The following is a 22,364-nucleotide window of genomic DNA, read 5'->3' on the forward strand; positions in this document are numbered from 1 at the left end:
CGTATGCACGAAACCACAATCCTGCTCATCGAGGTCGGTGCGCTGCTGCTCCTGCTCGGCCTGCTCGGCCGGCTGAGCCGCCGCTTCGGCGTGTCGCCCATCCCGCTGTACCTGCTCGCCGGCCTGGCGTTCGGGCACGGCGGGCTGCTGCCGCTCAACGCCAGCGAGGAGTTCTTCGCGGTCGGCGCGGAGATCGGCGTGATCCTGCTGCTGGTCATGCTCGGCCTGGAGTACAGCGCCAACGAGCTGGTGGGCAACCTCCGGTCCGCTGCGCCGGCCGGCCTGATCGACGCGGTGTTCAACGCGCTGCCCGGGTTCGCCTTCGCGCTCCTGCTCGGCTGGGGCTGGGTGGCGGCGGTGGTGCTCGCGGGCGTCACGTGGGTGTCGTCGTCCGGCGTGATCGCGAAGGTGCTCGGCGACCTGGGCCGGGTCGGTAACCGGGAGACCCCGGTGATCCTGTCCGTCCTGGTGATCGAGGACCTGGCGATGGCCCTCTACCTGCCGCTGGTCACCGCGCTGCTCGCCGGGGTCGGCCTGATGAAGGGCGGCATCGCGCTCGCCATCGCGGTGTTCACCGTCGTCGTGGTGCTGGCCGTGGCGATCCGGTACGGCCATCTGATCTCCGCCGCGCTCTCCGCCAAGGATCCGGAGGCGCTGCTGCTCGGGGTGCTCGGCCTGACCCTGCTGGTCGCCGGTGTCGCGGCCAAGCTCCAGGTGTCGGCGGCGGTCGGCGCGTTCCTGGTGGGCATCGCGCTGTCCGGGCCGGTGGCGCACCACGCCACCGAGCTGCTCTCCCCGCTGCGTGACCTGTTCGCCGCGGTCTTCTTCGTGTTCTTCGGGCTGGTCACCAACCCGCTGGACATGCCGCCGGTACTGCTGCCCGCGCTGCTGCTCGCAGTGGTGACCATGGCGACGAAGGTGGCTACCGGCTACCTGGCCGCCCGCCGGGCCGGGATCGCCGAGCCCGGCCGCTGGCGGGCCGGCCTGGCGCTGACCCCGCGCGGCGAGTTCTCCATCGTCATCGCCGGGCTGGCCGTCGCGGCCGTCTACCCGGTGGAGCCGAAGCTCGCCGCGCTCGCCACCGCGTACGTGTTGATCACGGTGGTGACCGGGCCGCTGCTCGCCCGCCTGCCGGACAGCCCGTGGTTCAAGCAGTGGCTGCGCACCCGCGCCGCCGCCGCACGGCCGCCCGCGCCGCTGCCCCTGGGCTCCGGCGACTGACCCGGCCGGGCCGGATCAGCCGAGGGCAGATCCGGCCCGGCGTTGTCAAATTGATCCCGGGAAGGTCTACCCCTGCTCCGTCCAACCGCGTTAACGTTTCGGCCCAGCAGCCAGGGTCCGCGGGTGGCCTGCGCCCCCGCCAGCGCAAGCGGAAGGTCGGCCGGTGAGCGTGCAGGAAGAGACGTTCCACGGCTTCGCCAACCCGGTCGATCCCTCGCCCGCCGAGCTTCGGTCGTGGGCGTATCAGCCGGATTCGGTGCCGCTGACCTCGATGCCGCCCGACTGGGACCTGCTGGTCGCCGGTGACCACCTGGTGCAGACGCTGTTCGATCTGGCGATGGACCAGGGCTGCCCGGCGCGGCGGTTCACGCTGCACTGCCTCTACATCTACGCCGCCGACGGCATCCGGACGAACTTCCGCGCCCACCCCAAGCGCCGGTTCCGCAAGCTGGTCGAGCAGGCCGAGAAGTCCGGCGACGACCTGATGCGCAACTGGGCGCACAACAGCCGGGTGCTGCTCGCCCGGCCGGACCTCTTCGTCTACCGGGACTGGTGCGAGGGCGGCCTGGTCCGCGAGAACCGCCGCCTCTGACGGCCCGCCCTGAAAAGCCTCGGCACGGCGAACGGGCCGGGATCCCCCGTGGATCCCGGCCCGCACGTCGGCGGATCGTCAGGTCGACCCGCCCTGCTTCTTGCGCCGCTCGTCGTCCCGCGCCCGGTCCACGCCGTGGTCCGTCTGGTCGGCGAAGCGCCCTTCCTTGACCTTGTCGCTGAAGCGTCCCTCGGTGACCCGGTCGAACCGCTCGCGGACGTTCTCGGCCACCTTCACCAGCCGTTCCTCCGCGCGCTCGGCCACCTTCTTCGCCGGTTCCGTCATGACTCCCCCCGCCAGCCCGGAATCCGCTTTGGGGCTTTTGCCCCTGCGGAAAAGCGTAGTTGACCCCACCCTGCCGTACGCCGCTTTCCCCTGACCCGGCCCGGAACCGCCCGGGGGACGACGAAGGCCGGCGCGGCCCCGGGGGAGCGGGGCGCGCCGGCCTTCAGGTACGAGGTCAGCGGTCGGGAGCGCGGCGCGGACGCCAGACGACGAGCGCGGTGGAGGTGCGGTTGGTGGGCACGAGGTCGCCACGGGGGAAGCCGCCGAGCGACTCCAGCTCGGCGATCCGCCGGTACGCGGCGTCGAGTTCCGCCTCCAGCCGGGCCACCCGCTGCTGCGCCTCTTCGAGCAGCCGCTCCAGCGCGATGATCCGCTTGACCCCCGCCAGGTTGATCCCATCGTCCTGGCTGAGCCGCTGCACCTCGCGGAGCAGCACCACGTCCCGGACGCTGTACCGGCGACCGCCACCGGACGCCCGGCCGGCCTGCACCAGGCCCAGCCGGTCGTACTGGCGCAGCGTCTGGGGGTGCATCCCCGCCATCCGCGCGGCCACCGAGATCATCAAGACCTTGGCCTCGTAGGCCGGGTCACCCGAGCCGACGTACTCCTCCGACATGCCCGCTCACCTCCGCTGCCGACCTCAACTGAATCGACGTACCCGCGCGTCGAGATGTTCCCGCGCGGCGGGCGGAGTCTGCGCCGCGAAGGTCTCCAGCGCCGCCCGCGCCTCGTCCGACACCTTCGCCGGGACCACCACGTCGAGCGTGACCAGCAGGTCACCGGCGCGGCCGTCCTTGCGTACGACGCCCTTGCCGCGGGCGCGCAGCACCCGCCCGCTGGGCGTACCCGGTGGCACCCGCAGGGTCACCGTCCCGTCCAGGGTCGGTACGCGCAGGTCCGTGCCGAGAACCGCCTCGGCGTACGTGATCGGGACGGTCAGGGTCAGGTCGTCCCCGGTACGCCCGAACAGCTCGTCCGGGCGGACCTTCACCTGTACGAACAGGTCACCCGCCGCACCGCCCCGCTCGCCGGGCTCACCCCGGCCGGCCAGGCGGATCCGCTGCCCGTCGGCCACACCGGCCGGGAAGCGCACGTTCAGCGTGCGGGTCTTGGTGACCCCGCCGGTGCCGTGGCACTCCGGGCACTTCTCCTCGACGATCGTGCCGACGCCCTGGCAGTTGCGGCACGGCTCGGAGAAGCTGAACGACCCCTGGTTGCGGGTGGTCACCCCGGCGCCGTGGCAGACCGGGCAGGCCACCGGCTGGGTGCCGGGCTTCGCGCCGTTGCCGTGGCAGGTGTCGCAGACCCCGGGAGCGCGCAGCGTCAGCGGCAGCGTGACGCCGCGTACCGCGTCTTCGAAGTCGAGCGCCACCTCGGTCTCGACGTCCCGGCCACGCGCCGGGCCGCGCGGCCGCGCCGGACCGCCGCCGCCTCCGCCACCGGAGAAGATCGAGCTGAACAGGTCGGTGAAGCCGCCGCCGCTGAACCGGTTGTCGCCGGCGCCCGCGCCGCCGAACAGGTCGGAGACGTCGAACGGCATGCCGCCCGGCTGGCCCGCGCCGCGGGCGCTGCGCCGGAAGGCGCCGGAGCCGAACAGCGAGCGCATCTCGTCGTACTCGCGGCGCTTCTTCTCGTCACCGAGCACCGCGTACGCCTCGGAGACGGTCTTGAACCGCTCCTCCGCGCCGGTGTCGCCGGGGTTGTGGTCCGGGTGCGACTCCCGGGCCAACTTGCGGTACGCCTTCTTGATCTCGTCCGAGGAGGCGGACTTGTCCACGCCCAACGCGGCGTAGTAGTCCTTCTCGATCCAGTCCTTGGAGCTCACCGGTCCACCCCCTTCCACGGGTCGAATCCCGGTCGTCCCGCCCGCCCGGTGCGGGCGGGCGGGACGTCACGGGTCGGCACTACTCCGGGTCCGCGACCGCGACCATGGCGGGCCGCAGCAGCCGCTCGCCGAGCTGGTAGCCGCGCCGCATGACCTGCACGCAGGTCGGCTCCGTCACGTCGGCGGAGGTCTGGTGCGCCACCGCCTCGTGCCGGGTCGGGTCGAACGGGTCACCCTTCTCGCCGAACGCGGTCAGGCCGAACTTCGTGAGCGCGCCGGTGAGCTGCTCGGCCACGCTGCCGAACGGGCCCACCAGGTCGCCGTGCTCGCGGGCCCGGTCCAGGTCGTCGAGGATCGGCAGCAGCGCGGTGAGCACCGCCCCGGTGGCCTGCTCCTGGACCAGGTTGCGGTCCCGGTCGACCCGCTTGCGGTAGTTGGCGTACTCCGCGGTCACCCGCTGGAGGTCGCGGGTGCGCTCCTCCAGGTCGGTGCGGAGCGACTCCAGCTCGGCACCGAGCGGCGCGTCCGTGCCGGTCCCGCCCTTCGGCTCGGCGGGCGAGTCGACCACGGTCGGACCGCCGACCTCGGCCTCGCCGCCGATCTCGTCGACCACGACCTCGGCCTCCTCGACCAGCCCTTCGGCGGGCGCGTCGGCGGCCGCGTCGGCCGCCGAGGCGTCGTTCGCCGGCTGCTCGGTCACCTTGCCGAGCTTGCGCTTGTCGCGGATGACGACCCGGGGTTCGTCGCCGGTGTCCTTGCCGGCGCCCGGCGCCGACCCGGTGGCACCCGGGTCGGCCGCTCGTGGCTTGTCCGTCATGCGGTTACCTCATCCCTCTGCCGTGCGAATCGTGTCCGGGACCGGAAGTCACTTCTTGTCCTCGTCCACGATCTCCGCGTCGACCACGTCGTCGTCGCCACCGGCCTTCGGGCCACCGGCCGCACCCGCGCCGGCACCCGGCCCGGCCGCGCCCGGGGCGGCCTGCTCGCCCTCCTGCTGCTGGGCGTAGAGCAGCGAGCCCGCCTGCTGGGAGACCTGCGCCAGCTTCTCGTGGGCGGACTTGATCTTCTCGATGTCCTGCCCGCCGAGGGCGCTGCGCAGCTCGCCGAGCGCCTCGTTGAGCTGGTCACGGTTCTCGCTGGGCAGCTTGTCGCCGCTCTCGGCGAGGAACTTCTCGGTCTGCCACTGGAGCGCCTCGGCCACGTTGCGGGTCTCGGCCTCCTCACGGCGACGCTTGTCCTCGTCGGCGTGCTCCTCGGCGTCCCGGCGCATCCGCTCGATGTCGTCCTTCGGCAGCGAGGAGCCGCCGGTGATCGTCATCTTCTGCTCCTTGCCGGTGCCCAGGTCCTTGGCGTGCACGTTCACGATGCCGTTGGCGTCGATGTCGAACGTGACCTCGATCTGGGGCACGCCGCGCGGGGCCGGCGGGAGACCGGTCAGCTCGAAGGTGCCGAGCTTCTTGTTGTAGGCGGCGATGTCCCGCTCGCCCTGGAACACCTGGATCAGCACCGACGGCTGGTTGTCGTCGGCGGTGGTGAACACCTCGGAGCGCTTGGTCGGGATGGTGGTGTTGCGCTCGATGAGCTTGGTGAAGATGCCGCCCTTGGTCTCGATGCCCAGGCTCAGCGGGGTCACGTCGAGCAGCAGGACGTCCTTGACCTCGCCCTTGAGCACACCGGCCTGGAGGGCGGCGCCGACGGCGACGACCTCGTCCGGGTTGACGCCCTTGTTCGGGTCGCGGCCGGTGAGCTGCTTGACCAGGTCGGTCACGGCCGGCATACGGGTCGAGCCGCCGACCAGGATGACGTGGTCGACGTCCGAGATCTTGATGCCGGCGTCCTTGACGGCCTGCTCGAACGGGCCCTTGCAGCGGTCCAGCAGGTCCTGCGTCATGCGCTGGAACTCGGCGCGGCTGAGCGTCACGTCCAGGTGCAGCGGGCCGGCCGAACCGGCGGTGATGTACGGCAGGTTGATGTTGCTGGTGGTGGCGGCGGACAGCTCGATCTTGGCCTTCTCGGCCGCCTCCTTGAGCCGCTGCATGGCCATCTTGTCCTGCGAGAGGTCGATGCCGTGCTCGCCGCGGAACGTCTTCACCAGGTGGTCGATGATGCGCTGGTCCCAGTCGTCACCACCGAGCTGGTTGTCACCGCTGGTGGACTTGACCTCCACCACGCCCTCGGCCAGCTCCAGCAGCGACACGTCGAAGGTGCCGCCACCGAGGTCGAAGACCAGGACGGTCTGCTCCTTGGAGCCCTTGTCCAGGCCGTACGCCAGGGCCGCCGCGGTCGGCTCGTTCACGATCCGCAGCACGTTGAAGCCGGCGATCTCACCGGCCTCCTTGGTGGCCTGGCGCTGCCCGTCGTTGAAGTAGGCCGGGACGGTGATCACCGCGTCGGTGATCTGCTCGCCCAGGTACGCCTCGGCGTCCCGCTTGAGCTTCATCAGCGTGCGCGCCGAGATCTCCTGCGGGGTGTACTTCTTGCCGTCGATGTCGACGGTCCAGTTGGTGCCGATCTCACGCTTGACCGACCGGATGGTCCGGTCGGGGTTGGTCACCGCCTGGCGCTTGGCGACCTCACCGACGAGCACCTCGCCGTTGCGGGCGAACGCGACGATCGAGGGAGTCGTACGCGAGCCCTCGGCGTTGGCGATGACGGTGGGCTCACCGCCCTCGAGAACGCTGACGCAGGAGTTCGTCGTGCCGAGGTCGATGCCGACCGCACGTGCCATGTTCGCTTCCTCGCTTCGTAACGGGTGAGCAGGTCAGACGGCCTGCCCGGCGGGTCGCCCGGAAGCGACCGCACCACAAGTTGAGTGAACTTGACTCAATAGTGCCACGCGATCGCCAATCCGCAAGTCGAGGTTGAGCCGACCCGGCGCAACCCGACCGTTACTACTGTCTGGTTGTCTTACCTTGCGTCGGTCGGGCACGCTTTAGCGGTGACGACGCATGGCGATTCCGCCACCCGTGCCGGCGCGCCCGCCGTCGCAGCCCGCACCGGAGCCACCACGGGCGACGACCAGCCTGCTCACGCCGCCGACGGCCTGCCCGCCGCGCTCACCGGCCTGCGCGCGGCGATCAGTGCGGCCCGCTTCCCGCTGACCCTGCCCTCGGCCGAGCCGGCCCGGCACGCCGCCGCGAGCCTCACCGACCAGCTCGACGACTACCTGCTGCCCCGGCTGGCCCGGCTCGACGCGCCGCTCCTGGTGGTCGTCGGCGGCTCCACCGGCGCCGGCAAGTCGACGCTCGTCAACAGCCTGGTCAAGGCGCGGGTCAGCGCGGCGGGCGTGCTCCGCCCCACCACCCGCTCGCCGGTGCTGGTGTGCAGCCCGACCGACGCGGCCTGGTTCCGGCAGGGCGAGCTGCTGCCCGGCCTGACCCGGACCACCGAGCCCAGCGAGCAGCCGGGCACCCTGCACCTGGTCACCGCACCGGCGCTGCCGCCCGGCCTGGCGTTCCTCGACGCGCCCGACATCGACTCGGTGGTCGACGCCAACCGGGCGCTCGCCGGTCAGCTGCTCGCCGCCGCCGACCTCTGGCTGTTCGTCACCACCGCCGCCCGGTACGCCGACGCCGTCCCCTGGGAGCTGCTCCGCAGCGCCCGCGCCCGGGGCACCGCAGTGGCGATGGTGCTGGACCGGGTTCCCCCGGAGGCCGCCGACGAGATCGCCACCCACCTGTCCGAGATGCTCGCCGAGCAGGAGCTGGGCGCCTCGCCGCTGTTCGTGCTCCCGGAGACCTGGGTGGACGGGCAGGGGCTGCTGCCGGACCGGATCACCGCGCCGCTGAGCGACTGGTTCGCCCGGCTCGCCGCCGACGCCGACGCCCGCGCCACTGTGGTCCGGCAGACGCTCGACGGCGCGCTGGCCGCGCTGCACCCGGTCGTCGAGGCGCTGGCCGAGGCCGCCGACGAGCAGGTCACCGCCGCCGACGCGCTGGACGAGCGGGTCCAGGCCGCGTACCGGAGCGCGGAGCGGAGCGTCGACCAGGGGCTCAAGGACGGCCGGCTGCTGCGCGGCGAGGTACTGGCCCGGTGGCAGGAGTTCATCGGCACCGGCGACTTCTTCCGTGGGCTGGAGGCCCGCATCGGGCGGCTGCGCGACCGGGTGGTCGCGGCGGTCACCGGGCGGCCCGCTCCCGCCTCGGAACTGCGTACCGCGATCGAGTCCCAGCTCGTCACGCTGCTGCGCGGGGTGGCCGCCGAGGCGGCGGAGAACGCGTACACCGGCTGGAAGGCGCACCCGGCGGGCGCGGCGCTGCTGGAGCCGGACCTGGCCCACCCCTCGGCCGACCTGCCGCAGCGGGCCGAGCAGCTGGTCCGCGACTGGCAGCGCGGCGTGCTGGAGCTGGTCCGGGTCGAGGGCGGCGACCGGCGGTTCGTGGCCCGCACGGCCGCGTACGCGGTGAACGCCACCGGCCTCGCGGTCATGATCGGCGTGTTCGCCTCCACCGCGTTCATCCCCACCGGGCTGGAGGTCGCCGCAGGCACCGGCACGGCGGTGGCCGGGCAGACCGTGCTCCAGGCGATCTTCGGCGACCAGGCGGTCCGCAACCTGGCCCGCAAGGCCCGCGTCGACCTGCTCGACCGGGTCGGCAAGCTGCTGGCCGAGGAGGCCGCGCGCTACCTGAGCCGCACCGAGGCCGAGCGTCCGGCCGCCAACGCCGGTGCGGCGCTGCGCTGGGCCGCCGTAGAGGTCGAGCGGGCCCGGCACCGCAGCGGCCTGTTCCCGGGCCCCGGACAGGACGGTCGCCCGTGAGCGCGAGGAGTGAGCCGGTTCTGCGAGCCCCGCAGTCGCGAACAGAAACCGGCCCCGTGAGCGCGAGGAGTGAGCCGGGTTTGCGAGCCCCGCAGTCGCGAGCAAGGAAGGCACCGTGAGCGCGAGGAGTGAGCCGGGTCTGCGAGCCCCGCAGTCGCGAGCAAGGAAGGCACCGTGAGCAACATCGTGGGACGGATGCGCGAGGCGATGCGGGGTGAGCAACGGGTCGACCCGGACACCCTGATCGAACGGCTGACCGCGATCCAGCGGTTCCTCGCGGCGGTGGACGGCGACGTGCCCGACGCCCAGCTCGTCGCCGCGCACACGGTGGTCGAGCGCGCCGGTGACCGGCTCGCGCTCTCCGGCCGGCACACGGTGGTAGCGCTGGCCGGTGCGACCGGCAGCGGCAAGTCGAGCCTGTTCAACTCGCTGGCGCGGCTCGACCTCTCGCCGGTGGGCGTACGCCGGCCGACGACAGGCGTCGCGCACGCCTGCGTGTGGGGCCCGCTCGACGGTGCGGTCCGGCTGCTCGACTGGGTCGGGGTGCTGCCCCGGCACCGATTCGTCCGGGAGAGCCCGCTGGACGCCGACGACGAGTCGAACCTGCACGGCCTCGTCCTGCTCGACCTGCCCGACTTCGACTCGGTGCAGCACGGCCACCGGCTGGAGGTCGACCGCCTGCTCGGACTGGTCGACCTCGTGGTGTGGGTGGTCGACCCGCAGAAGTACGCCGACCGCGTGATCCACACCAGCTACCTGCGCGAGTTCCACAGGCACAAGGACGTCACGGTCGTGGTGCTCAACCAGGCCGACCGGCTGCACCCGACCGAGCTGCCGAAGGTCCTCGACGACCTGCGCCGGCTGCTCGACGCCGACGGGCTGGGCGGGGTGCCGCTGCTGCCGACCGTCGCGGTGGACCCGAACGGGCTGGACGGGCTGCGGGCCGAGCTGGAGCGTACGGTCGCCGAACGGCAGGCCGCGCTGCGCCGGCTCTCCGGCGACGTGGACGCCGTGGTGGCCGATCTCGAACCGCTCGTGGGGCCGGAGCCGCCGCGCACCCGGCCCGGTGACGCGTCCGCACAGGAGCTGACCCGGGCCCTCGCCGGGGCGGCCGGGGTGCCGACGGTGGCGGCGGCGGTCGAGGGCGCGTACCGGCACCGGGCGGTCGGCAACACCGGCTGGCCGATGCTGCGGAGCTGGCGCAAGCTGCGGCCGGATCCGCTGCGCCGGTTGCACCTCTCCGGGCGGGACCCGGACGCGCCGGCGGAGAGCCTGGTCGCGGCGACCTCCGTACCCGATCCGACAGCCGCGCAGCGCTCGGCGCTGACGCTGGCGATCCGCGCGGTGGCCGACCGGTCCGGCGCCGGTCTGCCGGCGCCGTGGCCGGCCGCGGTGACCGCCGCGGCCCGGGCCCGGCAGGCCGACCTGCCGGGCGCGCTCGACCACGCGGTCGCCGCGACCGACCTGGGCATGGACCGGCGGCCCGCCTGGTGGCGAGTGGTGGGCGTGATCCAGTGGGTGGTCACCCTCGCCGCGCTGGCCGGCCTGGCCTGGCTGGTCCTGGGGTACGCGCTGCGCCTGCTCGGCCTGCCGGAGCTGGAACACCCGACGCTCGGCGTGGTGCCCTGGCCCACCGTCCTGCTGCTCGGTGGCCTGCTGGCCGGGCTGCTCGTCGCGGCGGTCACCCGGCCGGTGGTGGGGTGGGCCGCGCGGCGGGCCCGGCGGCGGGCCGAGGAGCGCCTGCTCACCTCGGTGGGCAGCGTCGGGGAGAAGTACGTGCTGGACCCGGTCTGGGCGGTGCTGGCACGCTACGGCACGGCCCGGGAGGCGCTGCGCGAGGCGGGACCGCGCTGAACCCGGCGTGCTGACCGGTGTGGGGGCGGCCGGTGCGGCGTAGGGTCGATGCATGGCCACGCCACAGACCCCCTACGACGCGGTGCTGCACGCCGCGCGCGACGTGACGAGGCTCGACTCGGCCCTGGACGCGGAGATGCTCGGCGCCGCGTTGCTGGGCAGCGTCTACGCCGTCGCGGAGCACGACCGGGAGCAGGCCGTCCGCGAGTTCGTCACCGGCTTCCTCGCCGCCACGTCCCGGCGCCGCAGCGCCGCCGCGACCACACTGCGGGCCGTCTTCGCCGCCCTGGTGCCCGACGCCGAGGGCGCCGCCCGGGTCCGGCCCGGCGCGTACGCCCCGTCGTGGGCCGGCCAGCTCGGCCGGGTGCGCGTCACCGGCGCCTGGGCCTACGGCGACGTGTACGGCGACCAGACCTCCTACCTCGCCACGTTCGCGTACGACGACGAGGAGGAGGGCGGCCCGGAGCACGCCCTGGTGGCCCTCGTCGACCACAACATCGGCATCACCAAGGACGTCTTCGTCGGCGGCCCGGCCGGACGGATCGTCGAGCAGGCCCGGGAGATCTGCACCGAGGACGAGTTCACCTGGTTCCGCACCGAGGACCCGGCGCGGATGCACGCCGAGGTGAGCCGCCACCTGGCGGTCACCGACGACCTCGCCGAGCTGCCCGCGCAGGGCTCGCTCGCCACCGACCGGGCGCTCGTGGGCGCCCGCCTCGCCGCACTGCCCGGGCCGACCCCGCCGGCCGGTCCGGCGGTCGTGCCGCCGCCCACCGACGAGGAGCGCACCCGCCTGGTCCGCGCCTTCCTCGACTCGCCCGAGGCGACCCGGTTCGGCCTGCCCGAGGTGGCCGACGGCGAGCTGGCCTCGCTGCACTTCTGCCTCGGCCTGCTGCTCGACCACGCGGCCAGCTTCCCGGACGCCGACCCGATGCGGTGGAGCCCGATGGTCGCCGAGCTGTTCCTGCTCGACTGGGTGCACCGCCGGGCCGTGCTGGACATGGACGACGCGGCGATGCTGCCCCGGGTGCTGCGCGCCTGGGCGGCGTACGCGGCCCGGCAGCGCGGGCTGTCGCAGTCGGCGGCCGCCCGGACGGACGAGGCGATCACCGAGATGGTCCCGGAGTTCGCGCGGCTCTACAGCACCGGCGAGCGGCGCAGCCCGGCCACCGCGGCGGTGGCCCAGCTCATGGCGGACGGGGTGGACCCGGACGACCCGGAGGCGCTGAACGCCTGGATCGAGGCGAACCGCCACCGCCTCACCGACGACCCGGCCTAGGCATTCGCGCCCGCATGATCGGCACCACCTCGGCGAGGTGGCGGCATCAGCCCGACCGGAACCACACCACCACGCCGTAATGGTGTCGATCATGCGCCCTGCCAATCCCCTGGCCACCTCACGCCCTCGTTGATCCACACCAGCTCGGCGAAGTGGCCGCATCGGGCCGGTCGGAACCACACCACCACGGCGAAGTGGTGTCGATCATGAGGTGGGGGAAACCGACCGGCTGGCCGGGCCGGACGGATCGGCGGAGCTCGACGGGTCGGCGGGACCGGACGGGTCGGCGGGACCGGACGGGTCGGCGGGACCGGACGGATCCGGTGGACCGGACGTACCCGATGGGCCGGAGGGCTCGGACGTCGGTTCCGACGAGGGCTCGGAGGTGGCCGTCGGCTCGGCGGTCGTGACGGACGGCTCCGGGCTCGGGCTCGGGCTCGGCGTACCCGGATCCGACGGCGACGGCGTCGGCGACGGCGAGGGCACCGGGGACGGACGCGGCGGGCGCACCGGGGTGGGCCGGACCGGCGTGGACGGCGGTGGCGGCGCGGCGACCGGGCGGGACCGGTGCCGGGAGCCGAGGTCGCTGTCGTCGGGCAGGGCCGGCGCCGCCGGGAGCACCGGCCGGGCCGGGGGCACCGAGGTCACGTCGACGGCGGGCGTGGGCGTGGACGGCGCCGGGGCCTGGGTGCCCCGGGGCATCGGGATGACCACCGGGCCGACCGAGGGGGTCGGCAGGAACGGGGTGCTGGTGTCGGGGAGGGCGCTGTTGCCGACGCTGGCCGATCCGGTGCTGATCGCGGCGAGGATCGGCATCGAAGCGGTGCCGGCGAGCAACGCCACGGTGAGCAGGTAGCCGCGGCTGGGGCCGCCTGTTCCGGGGGCGCGGTGCGCGCCCACGACCCGGCGGTACGGGGAGGCGGGCAGCGCCCGGTGCCGGCCGAGGAAGGGCGTACCGGGCGGACCCTCTGGTTCGGACACCGGCACACTCCTCACGACGGACGGGACGGAAGAGCACGCGCGGATATTAGGACAAATGCCGCGCGGAGGCTCATTGCCAGCTTGACCCAGTGACGCTCAGTCCACCAGCCGCAACCGCGTGTCGACACACATTTTGTACGTCGGCCGCACCCGCCACTGCGGACAAAAGCGCTTATCCGTCATGAACCCGATGGAACCTCACCGGCGAGGGAGGCCATACTGTGGGCCCGCTCACCTCCTCTGCAATCATTCAGACACGACGGCAACGCAGCCGCCACCTCCGCGTACCCCGCGGCTGGTGCGGAACGGCGCCGGCGCTCCCGGGCCTGGGTCTGTCACCGACCGACTCCGGCTCACGCCGCGCGGCAACCCCTACCGGGGTCAGGCGCGGTCGCCAGGGACCGACCCGGCACCAGCCGGGCGGGCGCACGAGGTGCTCGGCTCGGGTAACCCCCGGCGCCGGCGCAGACAGACAGGGAGAGACGGATGGCAAAGGGCGACCCCGGGGCCGCCACCCGCAGCAAGCGGGCCGCACCCCGCACCAGACGCGCCGCCGCGACCGGTGAACCGGAACTCGTACAGCTGCTGACCCCCGAGGGTGAGCGGATCGAGAGCGCGCTCGGCCCGGACGGGACCGAGTACCGCGTCGACTTCACCGACGAGGAGTACCGCGGGCTCTACCGCGACCTCGTGCTGGTCCGCAAGCTGGACGCCGAGGCCACCGCCCTGCAGCGCCAGGGCGAGCTGGGCCTGTGGGCCAGCCTGCTGGGCCAGGAGGCCGCGCAGGTCGGCTCCGGCCGGGCACTGCGTACCCAGGACATGGCCTTCCCGACCTACCGCGAGCACGGCGTGCTCTACTGCCGCGGCATCGACCCGATCATGCCGCTGGGCCTGTTCCGCGGCGTCGACCAGGGCGGCTGGGACCCGAACGAGTTCAAGTTCAACATGTACACGATCGTCATCGGGGCGCAGACCCTGCACGCGACCGGGTACGCCATGGGTGTCGCCATGGACGGCAAGACCGGCGGCGAGGACGGCGAGGCGGTCATCGCCTACTTCGGCGACGGCGCCACCAGCCAGGGCGACGTCAACGAGTCGTTCGTCTGGGCCAGCGTCTTCAACGCCCCGCTGGTGTTCTTCTGCCAGAACAACCAGTACGCCATCTCCGAGCCGCTGGAGCGGCAGACCCGCGTGCCGCTGTACCGGCGGGCCGGCGGGTTCGGCTTCCCCGGCGTCCGGGTGGACGGCAACGACGTGCTCGCGTCGTACGCGGTGACCCGGCACGCGCTGGACAACGCGCGCAACGGCCAGGGCCCGAGCCTGATCGAGGCGTACACCTACCGGATGGGCGCGCACACCACCTCCGACGACCCGACCCGCTACCGCATCGCCAGCGAGGTCGAGGCGTGGCAGGCCAAGGACCCGATCGCCCGGATGAAGGCGTTCCTCACCAAGCAGAAGATCGCCGACGAGTCGTTCTTCACCGAGGTCGACGGGCAGGCCCGCACCGAGTCGGTGCACCTGCGCGAGCGGGTGCTCGCCATGCCCGACCCGCAGCCGGTGACCATGTTCGACCACGTCTACCCCAACGGCTCTCCCGAACTGGACGAGCAGCGGGCCCGGTTCACGCAGTACATGGAGTCCTTCGAGGGGAGCGCGCACTGATGGCCACGGAGACGCTCACCCTCGGCAAGGCGCTCAACACCGGCCTGCGGCGGGCCCTGGAGAACGACCCCAAGGTCGTCATCATGGGCGAGGACGTCGGCAAGCTCGGCGGCGTGTTCCGGATCACCGACGGCCTCCAGAAGGACTTCGGCGACCAGCGCGTGATCGACACCCCGCTGGCCGAGTCCGGCATCATCGGCACCGCCGTCGGCCTGGCCATCCGCGGCTTCCGGCCGGTCTGCGAGATCCAGTTCGACGGCTTCGTCTACCCCGCGTACGACCAGATCGTGTCGCAGGTGGCGAAGATGCACTACCGCTCGCAGGGCAAGGTGCGGATCCCGATGGTCATCCGCATCCCGTTCGGCGGCGGCATCGGCGCGGTCGAGCACCACTCCGAGTCGCCCGAGGCGTACTTCGCGCACACCGCCGGTCTCAAGGTGGTGAGCTGCGCGAACCCGCAGGACGCGTACGTGATGATCCAGCAGGCGATCGCGTCGGACGACCCGATCGTGTTCCTGGAGCCGAAGCGGCGCTACTGGGAGAAGGGTCCGGTGGACCTGGACGCGCCGATCGCCGACGCGTACCCGCTGCACTCGGCCCGGGTCGCGCGGCCCGGCACCGACGCGACGGTGCTGGCGTACGGCCCGATGGTGCGCACCGCGCTCGACGCGGCCACCGCCGCCGCCGAGGACGGCCGTGAGCTGGAGGTCATCGACCTGCGCACGATCTCGCCGCTGGACCTGACCGCCGCGTACGAGTCGGTGCGGCGCACCGGCCGCTGCGTGGTCGTGCACGAGGCCCCTGGGAACCTGGGCCTCGGGTCGGAGATCGCGGCCCGGATCACCGAGGAGTGCTTCTACTCCCTGGAGTCCCCGGTGCTGCGGGTGACCGGCTTCGACACCCCCTACCCGGCCGCCCGGGTGGAGGAGGAGTACCTGCCCGACCTGGACCGGGTGCTCGACGCCGTCGACCGCACGTTCGGCTGGTGAGCGGCATGTCCCGGATCAAGGAGTTCAACCTTCCCGACCTGGGCGAGGGCCTGACCGAGGGCGAGATCCTCGCCTGGCTGGTCAAGGTCGGCGACGACATCGAGCTGAACCAGCCGATCGTCGAGGTCGAGACCGCCAAGGCGGCGGTCGAGATCCCGGCGAAGTGGGCCGGACGGGTGCAGGCGATCTTCCACCCGGAGGGGTCCACTGTCGAGGTCGGCGTGCCGATCATCGCGATCGACACCGACCCGGGCGCCGGGCCGATCGAGGAGTCGACCACCGCGACTCCCGCGTCGGACCTGCCGGCTCCGTCGGCCGCGTCGCTCGCCGCGGTCCAGGTCGCCCCTGCCGAGGGCATGGTCGAGCCGGGCCTGATCGGCGGTGTGGCCCCGGGTGGGCGTACCGCGGTGCTGGTCGGCTACGGCCCGCGCAACGCCCCGGCCAAGCGCCGCCCGCGCAAGGGCGACGCGCCGGCACCGGCTCAGGCCGCCACCCCGGTGGCACCCGCGCCTGTCGCTCCCGCCCCGGTGGCGCCCGCCCCCGCGCCGGCGGTCAACGGCAACGGCCGGGTCTCCGGCCCGGTGCTGGCCAAGCCGCCGGTCCGCAAGCTGGCGAAGGATCTCGGCATCGACCTGGCCACGCTCACCGGCTCGGGTCCGCTCGGCTCGATCACCCGTGAGGACGTACAGCGGGCGGCGACCGCGGCCCCGGCGGCGGCCGAGCCGCTGACGGTCGCGGCACCGGCCGCGTCGGCCGCGAGCTTCGGCGCGGACCGCGAGCAGCGCATCCCGGTCAAGGGGGTACGCAAGCTCACCGCGGAGAACATGGCCCGCTCGGCGTTCACCGCCCCGCACGTGACGGAGTTCCTGACCGTCGACGTGACCCGGGCGATGAAGGCGCTGGACCGGCTCCGCGACCGGCGCGAGTGGCGGGACGTGCGGGTCTCGCCGCTGCTGCTGGTCGCCAAGGCGGTGCTGTTGGCGGTCAAGCGGCACCCGATGGTCAACTCGACCTGGGCCGGCGACGAGATCGTGGTGAAGGAGTACGTCAACCTCGGCATCGCGGCGGCCACCGAGCGTGGCCTGATCGTGCCGAACATCAAGGACGCCGGGCGGCTCTCGCTGCGCGAGCTGGCGGACGCGATGACGGATCTGGTGCAGACCGCGAAGTCGGGGAAGACGTCCCCGGCGGACATGTCCGGCGGCACGCTCACCATCACCAACGTCGGCGTCTTCGGCGTGGACACCGGTACGCCGATCCTGCCCCCGGGCGAGTCGGCGATCCTCGCCTTCGGCGCGGTACGGGAGCAGCCGTGGGTACACAAGGGCAAGGTGAAGCCGCGCCTGGTGACCACGCTGGGCCTGTCCTTCGACCACCGGATCATCGACGGTGAGCTGGGCTCGAAGTTCCTCCGCGACATCGGCGACTTCCTGGCCGACCCGGAGGCGGCGCTGCTCGCCTGGACCTGACGCACCACGCTCCGGTCACGGCCGGTGTGCCAAGGGTGAACGCCCGGCACACCGGCCGTGACTTTTTGGGAACGGATTCGTCGGATCTGAGGGTGTGAACACCTACGATCCGTAGGTACGTGGTTCAACTCACCTAATAATCGATGGCGATGGGCGGCCCAGTGCGCTTAAATAGAGACATCAAGGGGCTGACAACCGAATAGCCAGGAGGAGAGACCCAAGATGAGCATGATCGAGCGAATCCGCACCCGCCGCGACGCCAACCGCCGCGCCCGCGCCATCGAGCACGCGCTGCGCTCCGCCAACTCGCCCGCGGTCCGCGAGGAGCTTCTCGCCATCGCCCAGCGTCACATGAGCTGACGCCACAGACCTTTCTCACCTCCTCCAGTCCGAAGACCCGCCCGGCACCGGGCGGGTCTTCGGCGTATCGGCATCGGTCGGCACCGGGATTCCACCTCGCTCCACCGCCCGGTACGGTTGGCACGGTCGCCAACCGGTTGGTTCCGGGCCGACGCGGGCAAGTGAAACCCATCGACGTCGTCCGGTGACCGACGGTGACGGCTGATGCTCCCCCGGGCGGCTCCGGGCGACCACCGGATACGGTGCGGGGAGCCCGCACGGCCGGTACCCGCCGGCGACGCCGGTAGCCATGCCGACGGTTCCCCGACCGGCATCGGCGGCCGACCTGTGATGGAGGAGGCGCACCCATGACGTCCGAGGCTCCGCACCGCCCCGGCCAGGAGCCGGGCGAGGTGTCGCCGGGCACCGGCGGACCGGTGCCGTACGGCGATCAGCCGGCGCAGCAGGACAACGGGTACAACGGCGCGCCCGACCTCGGCTGGGCACCGCCCCCGCCGGCCGGTCGGCCCGCGCAGCCGGCCCCGGCCTGGGCCGCGAACGACGACCAGCCGCCCGCGTGGGCCCCGCCCGCGGGCCAGCCGGTGACCGGGCGGGCAACCGCCCAGGTCCCGCAGCCCGCCTGGGGCGGCACCGACCAGGGCAGTCCCGCCTGGGCCGGTTCCGGTGGCCCCGCCTGGGGCAACCAGGAGCAGTCCGGCCCGGACCGCGGCGCCGAGCAGGCTCCGCCCGCCTGGGCCGCCACGCCGCCGGGCAGCCCGGCCGAGCCGTCGCAGGCCCCCTGGGCCGCCGAGCAGAACCGTCCCGGATGGAACTCCGGCGAACAGCAGCAGGGCTGGTCTCCGTCCGGTGACCCGGCCGCCCGCGGCACCGGATACGTGCCCGCCCCGGCCACCGTGCCGAACGAGACCTGGGTCACGCCGGCCCCCGCGGACGACCCGCACCGCTCCGGCGGCTTCGCGCCCACCGGCGGGCAGCACGAGGACGCCTCCGGTCGCGCCGGTGGCTGGTCCGCCGCCCCGCCGCCGGACGACCCGAACCGCTCCGGTGGCTGGACCCCGCGCGACGAGCAGCCCGCCGCGCCCGACGACCCGAACCGCTCGGGCGGCTGGACCCCACGCGAGAGCCAGCCGGCCTGGGCGCCGGGTCAGCAGACCGGCGCCACCTGGCCGCCGGCCGACCCGCCCGCCCGCGCCGCCGCCGCGGTCTCGGTGCCCGGCACCGCCCGGCCGGACAACGCCTGGTCCACTCCGGAGCAGTCCGATCAGGACAACCGCTCCGCCGAGGACAGCGGTGGCTGGCGGGCGACCGCTGGGCCGCAGCACGACGAGGGACAGCGTTCCGGCGGCTGGCCCGCACCGCAGGCCGAGAACCGGTCCGGCGGCTGGGACGAGCCGGCCCGCACCGAGGACCCGGACCGCTCCGGCGGCTGGGCCGCCGGGCGCGCCGCGAACCCCGCCGAGCCGGCACAGCCGGGCGGCTGGGAGCCGAACCGGCAGTCCGGCGGCTGGGGCGACGGCGCCGCCGTGCCGCAGCAGCGTGACTCCGGCGAGCAGGCCGGCGCCTGGAGCGGCGCGGCCTCCGTACCGCAGCAGCACGAGCCCGGGCGGCCGTCGGACGAGCCGGCGCAACCCGCCTGGGGCGCCGCCGCGCCGGCCGAGGCCCGCGCGAGCGTGTCCGTGCCGTCGACCGACGCACCCGCCGGCTGGGGCGGCAACCAGGACGAGCGTGCCCCCGAGCCGTGGTCGCCGGCCGAGGCGTGGGGCCGGTCCGAGGACTCCGCCCCGGCCTACCAGCCCGCCCCCGCGCCGGGCATCTCTCCCGGCAACGCCGTGCCGCTTCCGGCGCAGCAGCAGCGGGTGCCGGGCGCCGCGCTCGCCGCGTCGCCGCCCACCGACCACCCGGGCACCGAACCCCAGGGGTACGAGCAGGAGCGCGGCGACGGTGCCTGGGGCGCGTCCCGTGTCGAGGAGCCGCAGTCGCCCGCCGTTCCCGGGCCGCGTACCTCCCCGGAGGGCGGCCCGGTCTCGGCGAGCGCGTCGGTCCCGGTGGCCAGCCGGGTCACCCCGCCGTCCGACCAGCCGCTGCCGACCAGCGGCCCCACGCCGCAGCCCCGGGTGTACGGCCGGCCCGCCCGCCCGGAGCCCGAGGACGCCCCCGAGCAGGACGAGCCCGGGTTCCCCGGCCAGGACGGGCCGCCCGGCAACGGCTTCCCCGGTCCGCAGTCGCGCTCCGAGGACGCCGACGGCCCGCACGGGTACGCCGGCGCGCCCTCCTCGCCCGCCGCGCCGCCGTCGTTCCCGGTCGGGGTGCCGTCCTTCGTGGACCCGCCCGGCAACACCCGTCCCGCCAACGGCGTGCACCCGGGCGGCGAGCAGCCCGACGCCGGCCGTGACCCGTTCGGCGGCCAGCAGAGCCCGTACGGCGCTCCCGGCGGCCAGGACCCGTTCGGCGGCCCGGGTGGCCGGCCGGACCCGTTCGGCGCGCCGGGCGGCCAGCCCGAGCCGTTCGGCGGCCCCGGCGGCCAGCAGGACGCGTTCGGCGGCCCGGGCGGGCAGCAGGCGCCGTTCGGCAGCCCGGCCGGCCGGCCGGAGCCGTTCGGCGAGCCGGACCGGTTCGGCCCGTCGGCCGGTGGACGTGCCTCGGTCGCGGTGCCCGGCCAGGGTCCGGCGGGTGGCGCGAACGCCTTCCCGCCGCCGCCCCAGCAGGCGCCGCCGGCCTGGTCGCAGGACGGACCCGGCGCCGAGCCGGAGCAGGGCCGCTTCGACGCGTTCAAGCCGGATGCCACCGAGTCGCAGACCGAGGCGCCCCCGCCGAAGGTGCGCAACGGCCGGGTGCTCGCCGCCGTGCTGGTCGCGGCGGTACTCATCCTCGCCGTGCCGCTCGGTCTGCTGACGCTGCTCGGCAAGGTCGGCGACGACAAGCCGGCCGGTTTCGACCCGGCGGTCGGCTCCTGCGTGAAGCAGTCCGGCACGAGCGCGGTGGCCGCCGACTGCGGTGAGCCGGGCGCGTTCAGCGTGGTGTCGAAGGTGGACAACAAGGACAAGTGCGCCGATCTGTCGCAGCCCTCGGTCTCGGTCGAGGGCGGCGGGACCACCCGGGTGCTCTGCCTGAAGCCCGCCGGCCAGTAGCCACACGGACGCGGAGCGCCCATCCCTCACGGGGTGGGCGCTCCGCGCCGTTCCGGTGTGCGTCTGTTCACCAGGGGATCGCCGGGAGCGCGCCCGGCCGGTGCGGCACGATGGGGGCATGAGCGCACGCGTACGGGCACCGGAACTGCGGGGTCGGGCCTGGCTGAACACCGGCGGCAGGGCCGTCACACTGGCCGACCTGCGGGGCAAGATCGTTCTGCTCGACTTCTGGACGTTCTGCTGCATCAACTGCCTGCACGTGCTCGACGAGCTGCGCCCGCTCGAAGACAAGTACGGCGACGTCCTGGTCGTGATCGGCGTGCACTCGCCGAAGTTCGAGCACGAGAAGGACCCGGCGGCGCTGGCCGCGGCCGTCGAGCGGTACGGCGTGCACCACCCGGTGCTCGACGACGCCGAGATGGACATGTGGCAGCAGTACGCGGCCAAGGCGTGGCCGACGCTCGCCGTGGTGGACCCCGAGGGGTACGTGGTCGCCACCATGGCCGGCGAGGGGCACGCCGAAGGGCTCGCCCGGCTGATCGACGAGCTGATCTCCACCCACGAGGCGAAGGGCACGCTGCACCGGGGCGAGGGCCCGTACGTGCCGCCGGCCGAGCCGGACACCGTCCTGCGCTTCCCCGGCAAGGCGCTGCCGCTCGACGGCGGGAACCTGCTGGTCAGCGACTCGGCCCGGCACTCTCTGGTCGAGCTGGCCGCCGACGGCGAGACGGTGGTCCGGCGCATCGGCGCCGGTTCCCGGGGCCGGACGGACGGCCCGGCCTCCGCCGCCACGTTCGCCGAGCCGCAGGGGCTCTGCCTGCTGCCGCCGCACGTGGCCGAGGTGGCCGGTTACGACGTGGTCGTTGCGGACACGGTCAACCACCTGCTGCGCGGCGTGCGGCTGTCCTCCGGCGAGGTGGTCACCGTGGCCGGCACCGGTCGGCAGTGGCGTTCGACTGTCGACGACCACGCGCACGACGCCCGCGCGGTCGACCTGTCGTCCCCGTGGGACGTGGCCTGGTACGACGACCGGGTGGTCGTGGCGATGGCCGGCATCCACCAGCTCTGGTGGTTCGACCCGATCAAGCGGACCACCGGCATGTACGCCGGGACGACTGTCGAGGCGCTGCGCGACGGCCCGCTGCCGGACGTGTGGATGGCCCAGCCGTCCGGGTTGTCCGTGTCGGCCGACGGCGCCCGCCTCTGGGTCGCCGACAGCGAGACCAGCGCGGTCCGCTGGGTCTCCGACGGCGTGATGCACACCGCCGTCGGTCAGGGCCTGTTCGACTTCGGGCACGTCGACGGCCCGGCCGACCAGGCGTTGCTCCAGCACCCGCTGGGCGTGTGCGCGCTGCCCGACGGCTCGGTCCTGATCGCCGACACGTACAACGGTGCGGTGCGCCGCTTCGACCCGGAGACCGGGCAGGTGGGCACCGTGGCGGACGGGCTGGCCGAGCCGAGCGATCTGGTGCTCACCGGTGAGGGCGACGTCCTGGTGGTCGAGTCGGCCGCGCACCGGCTGACCCGGCTGGCACCGGGCGCGCTGACGTCGGCCGGGGCGAACACGGTGGACGGCCCCCGGCACCGGCTGGAGCGCAAGCCGACCGACGTGGCGGCCGGTGAGCTGACGCTCGACGTGATCTTCACGCCGGCGCCGGGGCAGAAGCTCGACGAGACGTACGGGCCGTCGACCCGGCTCGTGGTCTCCGCGTCCCCGCCGGAGCTGCTGGTCGAGGGCGCGGGCACGACCACCGACCTGTCCCGCAAGCTGGTGGTCAGCGGCGACGTGGCGCAGGGGGTGCTCCAGGTGACCGCCCAGGCGGCGACCTGCGACGCCGACGTGGAGCACGCGGCCTGCCACCTGACCCGGCAGGACTGGGGCGTCCCGGTGCGGGTGGTCAGCGGCGGCGCGACCCGCGTGCCGCTGGTCCTGCGCGGCATGGACGGCTCCTGACCGTCC

General features: G+C 73.9%; 17 protein-coding genes. 11 read left to right on the forward strand and 6 right to left on the reverse strand.

What is annotated here, in order from left to right:
- Nucleotides 1-3: 3 nt before the first annotated feature.
- Nucleotides 4-1,221 carry a cation:proton antiporter gene (locus ACN27C_RS07750; RefSeq protein ID WP_422750814.1) on the forward strand — a complete coding sequence of 406 codons (1,218 nt, stop codon included), beginning with the start codon at nt 4-6 and terminating at the stop codon, nt 1,219-1,221.
- A 163-nt stretch (nt 1,222-1,384) separates the two neighbouring features.
- Complete coding sequence (locus tag ACN27C_RS07755) at nt 1,385-1,813, forward strand: hypothetical protein (protein ID WP_422750815.1); 429 nt, start codon at nt 1,385-1,387, stop codon at nt 1,811-1,813.
- Between the two features lie 78 nt (nt 1,814-1,891).
- On the opposite strand, the gene ACN27C_RS07760 is transcribed toward ACN27C_RS07755, so the two are convergent.
- From ACN27C_RS07760 to dnaK, 5 genes are all read right to left on the reverse strand, one after another.
- Nucleotides 1,892-2,098 (reverse strand): hypothetical protein, encoded by a 207-nt coding sequence (locus ACN27C_RS07760; RefSeq protein ID WP_422750816.1) that lies wholly within the window; start codon nt 2,096-2,098, stop codon nt 1,892-1,894.
- Between the two features lie 175 nt (nt 2,099-2,273).
- Nucleotides 2,274-2,714, reverse strand: coding sequence for a heat shock protein transcriptional repressor HspR (locus tag ACN27C_RS07765; RefSeq protein ID WP_091413778.1), 441 nt, complete (start codon nt 2,712-2,714; stop codon nt 2,274-2,276).
- Nucleotides 2,715-2,738: 24 nt separating this feature from the next.
- On the reverse strand, nt 2,739-3,923 hold the full coding sequence (gene dnaJ / locus ACN27C_RS07770) for a molecular chaperone DnaJ (protein ID WP_422750817.1): 1,185 nt from the start codon (nt 3,921-3,923) through the stop codon (nt 2,739-2,741).
- Between the two features lie 79 nt (nt 3,924-4,002).
- Nucleotides 4,003-4,740 carry a nucleotide exchange factor GrpE gene (grpE, locus tag ACN27C_RS07775; protein WP_120572383.1) on the reverse strand — a complete coding sequence of 246 codons (738 nt, stop codon included), beginning with the start codon at nt 4,738-4,740 and terminating at the stop codon, nt 4,003-4,005.
- A gap of 48 nt (nt 4,741-4,788) precedes the next feature.
- The gene (gene dnaK, locus ACN27C_RS07780; RefSeq protein WP_422750818.1) at nt 4,789-6,651 is read right to left on the reverse strand and encodes a molecular chaperone DnaK; all 1,863 of its coding nucleotides are present in this window, start codon (nt 6,649-6,651) and stop codon (nt 4,789-4,791) included.
- A gap of 210 nt (nt 6,652-6,861) precedes the next feature.
- Here dnaK and ACN27C_RS07785 point away from each other — a divergent pair, with 210 nt between their 5' ends.
- From ACN27C_RS07785 to ACN27C_RS07795, 3 genes are all read left to right on the forward strand, one after another.
- Nucleotides 6,862-8,679 (forward strand): ABC transporter, encoded by a 1,818-nt coding sequence (locus ACN27C_RS07785; RefSeq protein WP_120572384.1) that lies wholly within the window; start codon nt 6,862-6,864, stop codon nt 8,677-8,679.
- A 195-nt stretch (nt 8,680-8,874) separates the two neighbouring features.
- On the forward strand, nt 8,875-10,533 hold the full coding sequence (locus tag ACN27C_RS07790; RefSeq protein ID WP_120572385.1) for a GTPase: 1,659 nt from the start codon (nt 8,875-8,877) through the stop codon (nt 10,531-10,533).
- A 52-nt stretch (nt 10,534-10,585) separates the two neighbouring features.
- Nucleotides 10,586-11,812 (forward strand): hypothetical protein, encoded by a 1,227-nt coding sequence (locus ACN27C_RS07795; protein WP_120572386.1) that lies wholly within the window; start codon nt 10,586-10,588, stop codon nt 11,810-11,812.
- A gap of 204 nt (nt 11,813-12,016) precedes the next feature.
- Here the strand turns inward: ACN27C_RS07795 and ACN27C_RS07800 are convergent, their stop codons facing one another.
- Nucleotides 12,017-12,793: a hypothetical protein gene (locus tag ACN27C_RS07800; RefSeq protein WP_422750819.1), complete on the reverse strand. Its 777-nt coding sequence runs from the start codon at nt 12,791-12,793 to the stop codon at nt 12,017-12,019.
- Between the two features lie 486 nt (nt 12,794-13,279).
- On the opposite strand from ACN27C_RS07800, the gene pdhA reads away from it, so the two are divergent.
- The 6 genes from pdhA to ACN27C_RS07830 all read left to right on the forward strand — a co-directional run bounded on the left by pdhA (nt 13,280) and on the right by ACN27C_RS07830 (nt 22,358).
- Nucleotides 13,280-14,458 carry a pyruvate dehydrogenase (acetyl-transferring) E1 component subunit alpha gene (gene pdhA / locus ACN27C_RS07805; protein ID WP_120572388.1) on the forward strand — a complete coding sequence of 393 codons (1,179 nt, stop codon included), beginning with the start codon at nt 13,280-13,282 and terminating at the stop codon, nt 14,456-14,458.
- Nucleotides 14,458-15,447, forward strand: a complete 990-nt coding sequence (locus ACN27C_RS07810) for an alpha-ketoacid dehydrogenase subunit beta (protein ID WP_030269708.1) — start codon at nt 14,458-14,460, stop codon at nt 15,445-15,447. The genes pdhA and ACN27C_RS07810 overlap by 1 nt, the downstream gene beginning before the upstream one ends.
- Before the next feature lie 5 nt (nt 15,448-15,452).
- Nucleotides 15,453-16,916, forward strand: coding sequence for a dihydrolipoamide acetyltransferase family protein (locus ACN27C_RS07815; RefSeq protein ID WP_120572389.1), 1,464 nt, complete (start codon nt 15,453-15,455; stop codon nt 16,914-16,916).
- 222 nt (nt 16,917-17,138) lie between these two features.
- Nucleotides 17,139-17,276, forward strand: a complete 138-nt coding sequence (locus tag ACN27C_RS07820; RefSeq protein WP_013283356.1) for a hypothetical protein — start codon at nt 17,139-17,141, stop codon at nt 17,274-17,276.
- A gap of 347 nt (nt 17,277-17,623) precedes the next feature.
- The gene (locus ACN27C_RS07825; protein ID WP_422750820.1) at nt 17,624-20,404 is read left to right on the forward strand and encodes an LppU/SCO3897 family protein; all 2,781 of its coding nucleotides are present in this window, start codon (nt 17,624-17,626) and stop codon (nt 20,402-20,404) included.
- 118 nt (nt 20,405-20,522) lie between these two features.
- A complete protein-coding gene (locus tag ACN27C_RS07830; RefSeq protein ID WP_422750821.1) occupies nt 20,523-22,358 on the forward strand; it encodes an NHL domain-containing thioredoxin family protein in 1,836 nt (611 codons plus the stop codon).
- Nucleotides 22,359-22,364 lie beyond the last annotated feature (6 nt).

The organism is Micromonospora sp. WMMD1219 (assembly GCF_049315215.1).
Lineage (GTDB): Bacteria > Actinomycetota > Actinomycetes > Mycobacteriales > Micromonosporaceae > Micromonospora > Micromonospora tulbaghiae.

What these genes read in the sequence shown, in the direction of transcription:
- ACN27C_RS07765 (WP_091413778.1), bottom strand. Translation starts at nt 2,714, where the DNA reads ATGTCGGAGGAGTACGTCGGCTCGGGTGACCCGGCCTACGAGGCCAAG.
- ACN27C_RS07830 (WP_422750821.1), top strand. Translation starts at nt 20,523, where the DNA reads ATGAGCGCACGCGTACGGGCACCGGAACTGCGGGGTCGGGCCTGGCTG.
- dnaK (WP_422750818.1), bottom strand. Translation starts at nt 6,651, where the DNA reads ATGGCACGTGCGGTCGGCATCGACCTCGGCACGACGAACTCCTGCGTC.
- ACN27C_RS07790 (WP_120572385.1), top strand. Translation starts at nt 8,875, where the DNA reads ATGCGCGAGGCGATGCGGGGTGAGCAACGGGTCGACCCGGACACCCTG.
- ACN27C_RS07825 (WP_422750820.1), top strand. Translation starts at nt 17,624, where the DNA reads ATGACGTCCGAGGCTCCGCACCGCCCCGGCCAGGAGCCGGGCGAGGTG.
- grpE (WP_120572383.1), bottom strand. Translation starts at nt 4,740, where the DNA reads ATGACGGACAAGCCACGAGCGGCCGACCCGGGTGCCACCGGGTCGGCG.
- ACN27C_RS07815 (WP_120572389.1), top strand. Translation starts at nt 15,453, where the DNA reads ATGTCCCGGATCAAGGAGTTCAACCTTCCCGACCTGGGCGAGGGCCTG.
- ACN27C_RS07795 (WP_120572386.1), top strand. Translation starts at nt 10,586, where the DNA reads ATGGCCACGCCACAGACCCCCTACGACGCGGTGCTGCACGCCGCGCGC.
- ACN27C_RS07760 (WP_422750816.1), bottom strand. Translation starts at nt 2,098, where the DNA reads ATGACGGAACCGGCGAAGAAGGTGGCCGAGCGCGCGGAGGAACGGCTG.
- pdhA (WP_120572388.1), top strand. Translation starts at nt 13,280, where the DNA reads ATGGCAAAGGGCGACCCCGGGGCCGCCACCCGCAGCAAGCGGGCCGCA.
- ACN27C_RS07750 (WP_422750814.1), top strand. Translation starts at nt 4, where the DNA reads ATGCACGAAACCACAATCCTGCTCATCGAGGTCGGTGCGCTGCTGCTC.
- ACN27C_RS07820 (WP_013283356.1), top strand. Translation starts at nt 17,139, where the DNA reads ATGAGCATGATCGAGCGAATCCGCACCCGCCGCGACGCCAACCGCCGC.
- ACN27C_RS07810 (WP_030269708.1), top strand. Translation starts at nt 14,458, where the DNA reads ATGGCCACGGAGACGCTCACCCTCGGCAAGGCGCTCAACACCGGCCTG.